This is a genomic window from Candidatus Paceibacterota bacterium, from assembly GCA_041661305.1.
Lineage (GTDB): Bacteria > Patescibacteriota > Minisyncoccia > Phycocordibacterales > VMEP01 > VMEP01.
The window spans coordinates 1-11,004 of sequence record JBAZUR010000005.1; the positions used below are offsets into that span (position 1 = coordinate 1).

The 11,004-nt window shown below is 39.8% G+C and carries 8 protein-coding genes, 1 tRNA gene and 3 rRNA genes; 1 reads left to right on the plus strand and 11 read right to left on the minus strand.

Annotation, left to right across the window (positions count from 1 at the left end):
* From WC724_03635 to WC724_03660, 6 genes are all read right to left on the minus strand, one after another.
* Positions 1-360 (minus strand): 16S ribosomal RNA (locus WC724_03635); the annotation flags it as partial.
* Between the two features lie 362 nt (positions 361-722).
* On the minus strand, positions 723-1,607 hold the full coding sequence (secF, locus tag WC724_03640) for a protein translocase subunit SecF (protein ID MFA6078080.1): 885 nt from the start codon (positions 1,605-1,607) through the stop codon (positions 723-725).
* Positions 1,608-1,619: 12 nt separating this feature from the next.
* Positions 1,620-3,023 (minus strand): protein translocase subunit SecD, encoded by a 1,404-nt coding sequence (gene secD, locus WC724_03645; GenBank protein ID MFA6078081.1) that lies wholly within the window; start codon positions 3,021-3,023, stop codon positions 1,620-1,622.
* 75 nt (positions 3,024-3,098) lie between these two features.
* On the minus strand, positions 3,099-3,638 hold the full coding sequence (locus WC724_03650) for a phosphatase PAP2 family protein (protein MFA6078082.1): 540 nt from the start codon (positions 3,636-3,638) through the stop codon (positions 3,099-3,101).
* 15 nt (positions 3,639-3,653) lie between these two features.
* Positions 3,654-4,703 (minus strand): NAD-dependent epimerase/dehydratase family protein, encoded by a 1,050-nt coding sequence (locus WC724_03655; GenBank protein ID MFA6078083.1) that lies wholly within the window; start codon positions 4,701-4,703, stop codon positions 3,654-3,656.
* An 8-nt stretch (positions 4,704-4,711) separates the two neighbouring features.
* Positions 4,712-6,067, minus strand: a complete 1,356-nt coding sequence (locus tag WC724_03660) for a sugar transferase (protein ID MFA6078084.1) — start codon at positions 6,065-6,067, stop codon at positions 4,712-4,714.
* A gap of 44 nt (positions 6,068-6,111) precedes the next feature.
* Here WC724_03660 and WC724_03665 point away from each other — a divergent pair, with 44 nt between their 5' ends.
* Positions 6,112-7,272, plus strand: a complete 1,161-nt coding sequence (locus tag WC724_03665) for a glycosyltransferase (GenBank protein ID MFA6078085.1) — start codon at positions 6,112-6,114, stop codon at positions 7,270-7,272.
* Here the strand turns inward: WC724_03665 and rodA are convergent.
* The 5 genes from rodA to WC724_03690 all read right to left on the minus strand — a co-directional run.
* Positions 7,269-8,396 (minus strand): rod shape-determining protein RodA, encoded by a 1,128-nt coding sequence (gene rodA / locus WC724_03670; GenBank protein MFA6078086.1) that lies wholly within the window; start codon positions 8,394-8,396, stop codon positions 7,269-7,271. The genes WC724_03665 and rodA overlap by 4 nt on opposite strands.
* 3 nt (positions 8,397-8,399) lie before the next feature.
* Positions 8,400-9,173, minus strand: coding sequence for a hypothetical protein (locus WC724_03675; protein MFA6078087.1), 774 nt, complete (start codon positions 9,171-9,173; stop codon positions 8,400-8,402).
* A 112-nt stretch (positions 9,174-9,285) separates the two neighbouring features.
* Positions 9,286-9,392, minus strand: a 5S ribosomal RNA gene (rrf, locus tag WC724_03680).
* 101 nt (positions 9,393-9,493) lie between these two features.
* Positions 9,494-9,589 (minus strand) — tRNA-OTHER (locus WC724_03685).
* Positions 9,590-9,719: 130 nt separating this feature from the next.
* Positions 9,720-11,004 (minus strand): 23S ribosomal RNA (locus WC724_03690); the annotation flags it as partial.

An 11,004-nucleotide genomic window follows, 5' to 3' on the forward strand; every position in this document is an offset into this window, starting at 1 on the left:
AGCTGATACTTCGCAGGCCGATCTAGAAGCGATAAATCTTTACCCTTACGGGACTATCAAGTATTAGTCCATCTTTCGATGGATTATTCCTGACTTCTAGGTTCGTTCCTACGTGTTACTACCTCGTCTGCCACTGGTGCATCACACTAGGCGCGATGTAAATTTTTAATTTCAAATTCTTAATTTTTAAATAATTTTTAATGGATTAATTTTAAAATTAAAACATTTTGACATTATTTTTAAATTTTAAATTAGAAATTTTAAATTTAACTCGTACTCAATGTGATGCACCCGTTTGACTTGCATGCCTTATCCACGCCGCCAGCGTTCATCCTGAGCTAGGATCAAACTCTATTTTAAGAAATCTCCGACGATCCTATATTTTAATGTCGGAAACTTTAGACGGAACAAAAGAAAAAATACTTTTGCGCCTTTTTGCAATTTTTAGTGGATTCTCTCTATTCAATTTACAACGAACAAAAACACGAGCGTCCTTCTAAGACGCTGAAAGGCATTGTATACAAGGCTAAAATGGAAGTCAAGCTGGGTTTAGGTACTAGTTTTTAGGCTTTAGTTTGGCTGGTTTTTGGGAAAATTTGGCTTAAAATAAGGCAGTTTTGGTACCAAAAAAACCAAGTTACGCGAAGTACTTAAACAAAAGAAGTTTCAACAAAAAAACCCGCACACGCGGGGATTTTTTGTTGAAACTTTAGAAGGTTAATCTACTTATTCCCCTTCCCTAGTTGTAGCTTCTCAAACCAGACCAAAAGAGGTGCGCCGAAGAAAATTGATGAGTATGTACCGATAGCAACTCCGATGAACAAAAGAAGTGAGAAGTCGCGAGTCGTTTCTGGTCCAAAATAGAACAGAGCGAAAAGTACTGCCAAGATCGTAAGGGAAGTGTTAATTGAACGAGCAAATGTTTGTTCCAAACTTTTACCGACAGTTTCTGAAAAGTCTTTATAGAGACGTAGGCGGAGATTTTCACGAACTCTGTCAAAAACAACAATCTTGTCGTGCACAGAAATACCCAAGATAGAAAGCAGAGCCACAACAAAAAGAGAGTTAACTTCTTTTCCAAGATAAACAAAAATACCAGTTGGAATAATAATGTCATGAACCAAAGAAATAGTTGTGACAAATCCATACTTCCAAGAAGAAATTGGTTGTGACACCTTTCGGAAAGCAAAAGCGATAAAGAGCATTATGCCCAATATAACTGCGGTGATTGCCATCCAAGCTTTAGATCGCAATTCCTTTCCAATAACAGGCCCTATTGAGTTAAAACGTTCCTCTGTCGCCACATTTTTGTCGATAGTTAAGGCGCCTAAAACAGCAGTGTGCTCAGCTTCGGTTAAGTCTTTTGTTCGAACAAAAACACCCTTCTCCCCCGCAAGTTGTACATGAGCACCTTGAATAACTTTTTCCAAACTAGTCGTTAAAGCAGAGATATCTGGACGCGTATTTTCGTATGATGCTTCAATAAGTGAACCACCCTTAAAATCTATCCCAAAATTAAAGCCATAAAATGAAATTGCAAAAACCGATGCTACTATTGCGAGCGCCGAGATTGTGAAGAAAATTTTTCGTAATCTGATGATAAACATAGTATTTATAAATTAACCCTTACTAACGCCACTGGAGAAAATAAATCTAGTAAATGTTCCCGCGTCTTCAATACCAAGAGCCATCAAGAAACTGCGTGTAACGGTGATAGCTGAGAACATACTCACCAAAACTCCAAGAACAAAAACAAGAGCAAAACCTTGAATTAAACTTGTTCCAAACCAGAAAAGCATAATTCCAGTAATGATACTTGAAATGTTTGAATCACGAATTGAAGACCATGCGCGAACGAATCCTTCTGAAATAGCATTTGATATTGTCTTCCCTGCGCGTAGTTCCTCCTTTGTTCTTTCTGCAATAAGAATATTTGCGTCAACGGCCATACCAACAGAAAGAATAAATCCTGCAATACCTGCTGCGGTAAGTGTTATTCCAAACAACTTAAACATTGCGAGCATGATTACGACATAGACACAAAGAGCCAAAACCGCGATTAGTCCTGGAAGTCGGTACCAAGCCAAAAGGAAAATTGCTACAGCAAGTAGACCAACGAGGCCAGCCTTAACGCCATCGGCAAGGGCTTTTTGCCCAAGCGGAGCACTGATTGTTTCGGTCGAAAGTAATGATATTGGAATTGGTAAAGCTCCCGAATTTAAGCGCCCGACGAGCTGTTTTGCTTCTTGTGGAGTGAAGTTTCCCGAAATCTCTGCCTGTCCTCCCCTAATCTCTTCGCGTACAACCGGCGTTGAAATTGGCTGGTTATCTAGGTAGATAGCAACTGTTTTATTGATATTTTCTTTTGTAATTTTTGCAAACAAATCAGAGCCCTCTTCGTCAAACTGCAATGATACTGTCGGTACTCTTGTTGTTTGATCAAACTGCAAAGAAGCTCTTTCTAAAAAGCGTCCAGTGAGTGTTGTTGAAACATACATTGGGTCTTGGAAAAGGAGAGGACTAATAACTGGGCTTCCGGAATTTTTGGTACTCTCATACTCTTGATATGCCTTTATGATTGCATCTTTTTCAGCACCTTCAGGTCTCTCAGTTTTAAATTCTAGGGTTGGGGTCTGTCCAATCATAGCAGTTGCCTGCTTTACGTCTGTCACACCAGGAAGCTCAACAATTAGTCTTTGGTCACCAACTTGGTTTCCTTTTGATTCAACTTGCACAATTGGCTCAGCAACACCAAAAACATTAACGCGCCTTTCGATAACATCACGGAGTGAATCCATTGCATCTTTAATCTCTTCTGGTTTAAGGGCTGAGGTGTCTGCCTGATAAACAAGATGGCTACCACCAGAAAGATCTAGACCTAACTTAAATGGAAACTTAGAAAACGAACTTGCGAGGGGTAGATTTCGCTCACCGGCCAATCTTCCCTCTGAAGAATAGACAAAGTAGCCGATTGCGAAACCGGCCAATAGTATAAAAACCGCAACTAATCTCCTTTTTAACATTGCGGGTATTATATCTATTTTAATGGTCTTTTCAAGCCGTTGACAGTATTTGCTGTAAATTGCACTGTTTTCTGTTTAATTTTCTTTTTCCCCAGACTTTAATCCGAAAAACTTTTGGGTGAGGAAATACATAATTATCGCAATCACCGACCCAAGAACGTAACCACCCAAAATATCCCCTGGAAAATGAACACCTGAGATGACACGCCCGAACCCAATAATAACCGCAATTACACCTAAGCTTACGGCAATACGTTTATGATAAAACCACATCATCATAGCTAATGCTGAAAAAAATGTTGCGTGCCCAGATGGAAAAGCACCATCTGCGTCTTGGGGAAAAAGAGGAACAACTTCTGTCATTGAAACAAAGGGACGAACCGTATCAAAAATACTTTTAAAAAAATGAGCAGAAAACCACGCAAAGCCCGCAACTAGAACCATCATCAAAAGTTCTTGTGCTCCCCTCTTTTTATCTTTGTGCACCAAGAGAAAATAAAAAAGTATAACAATCGCAAGATAAGCGAGACCGTCGCCCATAAAAGCAAATAGCGGATTAAGCATTGGATACTTAATTGTTAAACCATTTAAAAGATTGAAGAAATATAAATCCATGTACTGCGAAGCTTTTTATTTTGCGTACCTACCTTTGTTTTCCACAAAAGCCTTTAGTGGTTCGCTACTATATTTAAAACCATAACGATTTGAAAGTCTGGTGCCATCAACAACAACTGGGTAAGAGTAGAACTTCCAACCGCCACGTGACGTAGGAATCTTTCCACGACTCAAATGCCACAGTATAAAAAACGCAACACGAACAAGTAGTGGTGAAATAATCACAACTCTCTTCCCTACAGCGGAAGCCATATCGTGCGACAAGACAGATTGTCCAGGAGGGCAGATGTTGAACACTTCATACTCACCATCTAAATCATTAAATGTGAACAAAGTAACAATGTCTGCAACATCGTCCTCGTGAATAAACTGTCGACACCATTTTGGTGTTGCTGGAACAACTGCTGTCAGGAGAGTAACTATTTTATATACAAACGAACCCTTAAGATTGCCACTAAGCGCAGACTGTAGGCCAAAACGCCCCTCCATTGCACGCCCTCTTGGTCCTGTTATCGCTGCCGGACGAACAACAAAAACCTGTGGCACGTTCTGTCCTTTAGACTTAGCGGAGTTAAACTTTTCTTTAAGATGCTCTTCGACAACCTTTTTCTCAACTCCATACAAATACTCCATCTCTCTGAATGGCTCTTCCTCTTTGAAATAATGCTCAAGCGAATTGTCTGAAAAAGCACCGTAAGAAGATACGGTGGAAAAATAAATTAATTTTTTAACTGAGGAATTAGTAAAACAAAAATCAAAAACAGCGTCAGAACCTTCAACGTTCCACTTCCATTGTTTTTCTTTTTTGCCATACATTTCCCGAATCTGCCAGGCAACATTTATCACAACATCTGGGTTTTTCTCTGAAACTTTTTCTTGCCACAACCCGTCGCTTGTATTTCCCGTAATCCAAAAAACTTTCTCGTTCCCCTCTAAAAGTTTCGGTTTTATTTCTTTATCAAGACCAATAATCAAATCAACATCTTCTCGTTTTGAAAATTGATCACAAAGCATGGCTCCGACATATCCAGCAGCACCAGCAATAAAAATAGTGTGTTTGTTCATTTTGTTTTTTATTTTCCCGTTCGCGACAAAAGTGTTTGTATTGTTTTTAGCGCGATAATCAAGTCTAACATAAGCGAACGATTCTTCACGTAGTAAAGGTCATACGCAAGACGAATCCTGTTTTCATCAATCGTCTGTGGACTGATATGCCCAGGGGCATATTGCTGATTAACTTGCGCCCACCCAGAAATACCCGGCCTCACAATATAACGCATAGAATAATAAGATAGCGATTCGCGTAGTCTTATTTCAAGGCTAGCCAAATCAGAGCGTGGACCAATAAAAGAAAGGTTGCCTTTTAGTATATTTAATATCTGTGGCAACTCATCAATACTTGTTGTGCGGAGGATTTTTCCTACACGTGTTGGGTTATTTTTACTCTCTTTGTGCCAAACACCTTCCTCTATGCGTTCAAGGGTACGAAACTTAAAAACAAAAAACTTCTGATTGTCTTGCCCTACTCGCTCTTGTTTTGTGAACACCCTTCCTCCGTCATCCAACTTAATAGCAAGCGCCACAAATGGAGTTATTATTAAAGTAAAAGTTCCTAAAATAAGCGCCAACACAATATCCATCAAACGCTTCAGTATGTCGTAAGTTATTTCTGGGGTAGAAGGAATATTTTCAATAAACCAGTCATGACCAACAAACGAAAGCGGTACTCGATCAAAAACATCCTCATAAACTTTATTGATATCCACAAAACGAACTTTGGTAAAAATAAGATTATAAATACTGGCCAAAACGGGAACGGCTTTAATGTTTCGCAAATCCACGACTACAGTTCCAACACCATCTTCGTTAACAGCCCGAAGAACTTCTTTTTTGAAATTGTCAGAAGATGTTGTACTTAAATCAAAAACATCTTTAAAAAAAAGGCCGTATCTATCATTACTGTTTACCTCGTCTTTAAGTTCGTGCATCTCCTCCCCCTCTCCAATCAATATCGCTTTTTCACGCTCTCTTGAAAGAATAAACTTCGACAAATATACTCGCCAAAAAAGCATAAACGTAAAAGAAACAACGAAATAAAATAGTAGTGTTGTTTTCGGGTTTATCTCAAAAAAGGGTACTATGTAAAAGTAGGCTAAAGAGACCATCCCGTTCGCTATGTATGCCTTTAGAACAACCGCCTGAAGTCGATTTTTGAAAAAAAATACTCTTTTGTTGTATAAACCGAGAATAAAGAAAACAAAAATCCAAACAACAAAAAGCAACGAAAAGGCCATCAGGTGTTGTTTAAATAGAGTACCGCCTGGAATCGTGGAGTAACGCAACAAAAAAGCCACCCACAAAGAAGCATAAAAAACAGCAATATCGCCTAAAAATAGTATTATTGGCTCGTTTTTGTTGATAATGCTCATTTGTTTATAATGATATATAGAATACTATATTTGCCCGAAATACAATGCAATACAATAAAGATAACGGAACAGACCCTAAAATATGTTACTTGGTGACACTAGGAACTTGGGGTGGAGCGCAAAGATATGTCTATGACCTAGGCCTTTATTTCTCACGAGAGAAATTCACAATATCTCTTATCACTGGAACTCCTGGTCTTTTGGTTGAAAAATTTAAATCTGAAAATATCGAAACTTCGGTTATCACCGAGCTTGGTCGCAATATAAAACCACTAAGTGACCTTATTGCTTTTTTCAGAATAATTACACTTCTAAAAAAAGAGCGACCCGAGATACTACACGTGAACAGTTCGAAGGGTGGTGGTATTGGGGCGCTGGCTGGAAGAATTGTTGGTACAAAAAATATTGTCTTTACTGCTCATGGTTGGGCCTTCAACGAAGACCGTCCCATTATTGAAAAAGCTGTAATTACTTTTTTACATTGGCTTACAGTAATACTCTCACACAAAACAATCGCGGTATCAGAGGCCGTAGCCACTCGCATTAAAAATCTTCCTTTTGCTAAAAATAAAATAGTTGTTATAAAAAATAGCGTCTCTCAAATGAGTATTACGGAGCGAAGTGAGTCTCGTTCGTTCATTGAAAAATATACAGGGAAAAGTCTTGGTAAAAATACAATTGTTGTTGGAACTATTTCCGAACTTAATAAAAACAAAGATATTTTTTCTTCAATAGAAGCAATCTCTCTCCTAAAAAAAGAAGGGTTGGACGTTATTTTTGTTGTATTTGGAGAAGGCTCGGAAAGGGCTAGTTTAGAAAAATTAATAGCGGAATTGAGCCTAAAAGATGCTGTTTTTTTGCTTGGTTTTAACGAAAGAGCTTCTTCGTTAATCTCAGGGTTTGATATCTTCACACTAACTTCTATTACTGAGTCTTTGGGGTATGTTCTACTTGAAGCGGGACTTGCGAAGGTCCCAGTTGTTGCAACGGCCGTTGGCGGTATTCCGGAAGTAATTGAAAATAACGTTACCGGTCTTTTGGTTAAACCGCGATCCCCTTCTGAAATATCACACGCGATAAAAACACTTCTAGAAAACAAAGAGTTGGCAGAAAAACTAGCTTCAAGATTGCATGAGAAAGTTTTGGTGGAATTTTCTCCGCAAAGAATGCTTAGAGAAACCAAAAAGGTTTACGGGGAGTACTAGATTCCAAAAAACTCATTCTTAACAGTATCCCTATGAGCAGCGCGCTGATATCGTCGCATCCCCATCATAATTCCCAACCCAGTAAACTCGGCAAGCAAATGAGAACCTCCGTAGCTCATAAATGGCACGGTAATCCCGGTCACGGGGAGCAATCCAATATTCATTCCGATATTTATTATCAAGTGACTCATAATGAAGATAGAAAAACCAAGACAAAACAATGTTTCAAAATTTGATTCTCCAAGCATGGCATTACTTAAAATTCTCCAAACAACAACGCCGTAAAGTGCAAAAAGTAAAAGAACTCCGATAAATCCCCACTCTTCAGCGAAAGCAGAAAATATAAAATCAGTCTCATACTCCGGCAAAAACTTAAGTCGTGACTGTGTGCCGTAACCTATCCCCTTGCCCATAATCTGACCGGAGCCAACAGCAATAGTTGATTGATAAGCGTTATACCCTGCACCACGGATATCAGAAAGTGGATGAATAAACGTTAGTATTCTAGCTTTTTGATATGGAGCAAACACAGCAATCCAAAGAATTGCAAACGCAACGGCCCCGGCTAAAAGTATTGCAAAAAGATGTTTTTTCGACACACCGGAAACAAGTATCATTCCGAACCAAATTAAAAATACTATCATTGCTGAGCCAAAATCTGGCTGTACCATGATTAGAACAAACGGAATAAAGGCATAAATTCCCGAAACAATAATGTGTCTAAAGTGAGCAATTTCAACGTGTCTGCGTGAAAAATATTTTGCCAAAACTAAAATAACAACAATCTTCATGAAGTCCGCAGGCTGAAAAGAGAAGCCTCCGAAATCAAACCAACTTTTCGCACCTTTTGCTACAGACCCTAACCCAAACAACAACAAAAGTAAGCCTGCACCAAAAAGAAAAATTGCCATTATCACATTTGTTCTACGAAGAAAACGGAAGTCAAAAAACGATAATATGAAAAAAACAGAGAATGACACAGCAACCCATATAATTTGTTTATCAAAATACCCCTTGTCTCCAACAAAGGAGTCCATTGTTAAAAGCCCGGCAACAATAATAGGAATCAACGCAAAAAATAAGACCCAATCAATTCTCTGGTATATTCCGCGAAGTACTGTCATAGATTAGAAACTTAAAGTAAACGGATTAACGTGTGGAACAATTTCAATCCTAGCAACATCTTTTTCGATTGACTTTAGCCACGTAAAATAAACATCGTCAGAGGCTCTTGGTTTTAACGAATCAAGTGTTGCTGAACTAGCAGCAAGAACGTTGTCGTCAAAACCATAAAGGAGAGCGACCAAAGTAATGTTTTTTAAATTCAAAAGGGAGTCATTATAAACCTCAGAGAAAAGCTTTGGTGTAGTGCTAGCGTTCTCAAGTTTTTGATTTTTTATTGAGATTTTAACAGCAGAAGAACGGGGGTCGGTACGAGACCAAGAAATATCTTCAAATTCGACGAATGCTTTCCTGGGAATACTTTCCCCTGTACGCAACCCTGCCTCAAAAATAGCGAATACACCATTTGAACCAACAAAAGTTTTCCCATCCCTTTGAGTAATAAACAAACCCTTATCGTCATAAAGCTTAACTCTATATAAAAGTTTCTCTATCCCTGCGCCAACATTTCTGTTTTCAACATAAGCCACAACATCGTAATTTCCGCGGCTCACCTCAAAAGACCTCACCCACTTAACGTTCAACTCTGCTAACTGCTCGATACACAAAAGCTGACAAGCTCCGCCGCAATCAACTCCTGACTCATCACCATTCTGTTTTCCGTCTGTACACGTTGGAGCTTTGTTTAAGAGAGGATACGTTAAATACAAAACAACCACTCCAAAAACCGCAAGAAATACTAAAAAATAGAGGAGTTTTCGTTGTGTTGCCCAGGACATATTGTCCTTATAGTACCAGAGGTGGCGAAATAGAAAAAGCATCCAACTGGTGGATGCTTTTTCTTAAAACTTGTTTTCATTTATCTATTTGCTCATTTTGTTGAACGCTCTGAGCTGGCGACTACCTACTTTCCCCCAATGGAGTATCATCGGCACTACGGATCTTAACTTCTGTGTTCGGAATGAGAACAGGTGTGACCTCCGCGTCAAGTCACCAACTCACAACGTTCAACAGCAAACTAACAAATGAAAGCATTTAATTTTTTGGCTTTATGCCGAAATTAAATGAAACTTAAAACAGACAGAAAAGAACGAGGGGGTTGGGGTGGACGGATTCGAACCGCCGAAGACTGAATTTTGACCGGACGTTGTCACCCGGGGACATTCAGACACTCACCAGTTTGAGCCACACCCCAACTGAAAAAATTAGCATTGCTAACTTTCGAGACAGATTTCGTGTCCCGCCAATACGCACAATTTTTACGCGAATTGGCGGGACACGATTTTTCTTACGACAGAATTTTTTATTTTTTGTGACTTCCAAATTTCCTAATAGGAATCGACTAATTAGTACTTCTCAACTTAACACATTACTGTGCTTACATTTAAAGCCTATCAACCTCATCATCTTTGAGGAGTCTCAAACGATTACTGATCTTGAAGCTGGCTTCCCTCTTAGATGCTTTCAGAGGTTATCCATTCCCGACATAGCTACTCGGCGGTGCCGCGGGCGCGACAGCCGATACACCAGAGGTCAGTTCATTCCGGTCCTCTCGTACTAGGAACAAATCTTCTCAATAATCAACGCCTGCAGTAGATAGGAGACCAACCTGTCTCACGCATGTTTCCACGAATTACTTCGCGCATTGGACTATAGCTTCAACTTAAATTTAATAAGTCTGCTGACGTTTAGTCTCTACGGGCCCACGACTATTTCGCGGTTCCCTCGGTATCGTCCACTCGCTGTTAACAAGTTAGGATTCCACCGATATAAGTCAGCTTGTCATTTTGTATTTCTACAAAATGCCGCCGTGATTTGATTGATGTCTTTCTACTATCATATTTCAAAAACGAAAACTTTTGATGTCTTAAACCTTGGATTCAAACAAGTAGAGGAGCCGAAAAATTTTCCGCTTCTCTACGGTTTGAACCCAGCTCACGTAACTTTTTAATTGGCGAACAGCCAAACCCTTGGTAGCTTCTCCACCACCAGGATAAGTTGAGCCGACATCGAGGTGCCGAACTGCGCCGTCGATTTGAACTCTTAGGCGCAACTAGCCTGTTATCCCCAGAGTAGCTTTTATCCGTTAATCTTCGACCGCATCTAAAGCGAATCGTCGGTTCACTATGCTCCGCTTTCGCGCCTGCTCGACATGTCCGTCTTGCAGTTAAGCTCTCTTATGCCATTGCACTATCGGCACGGTTTCCATTCGCGCCTAGAGAACCTTAATAGGCTCCTCCGTTACTTTTTAGGAGGATACCGCCCCAGTAAAACTACCCACCAGATACTGTCCCTCAACGTTTTTGCCGTGGAGGTTAGTTCATGCCTCGCAAAAGAACGGTATTTCACTGACGACTCCATCTCAGCCGAAACCGAAACTTCAAAGTCTCCCGTCTATGCTACGCAGTTACAAAACAAGAACAATACCAAGCTATAGTAAAGCTTCTGGGGTCTTTTCGTCTAACTGCAGGTAACCGGCATCTTCACCGGTACTGTATTTTCACCGAGCTACTCCCCGAGACAGTTCTCCAGTCATTACACCATTCGTGCGCGTCGGAACTTACCCGACAAGGAATTTCGCTCTTCTCTTCCTAAAGAAGGACTCTTTCT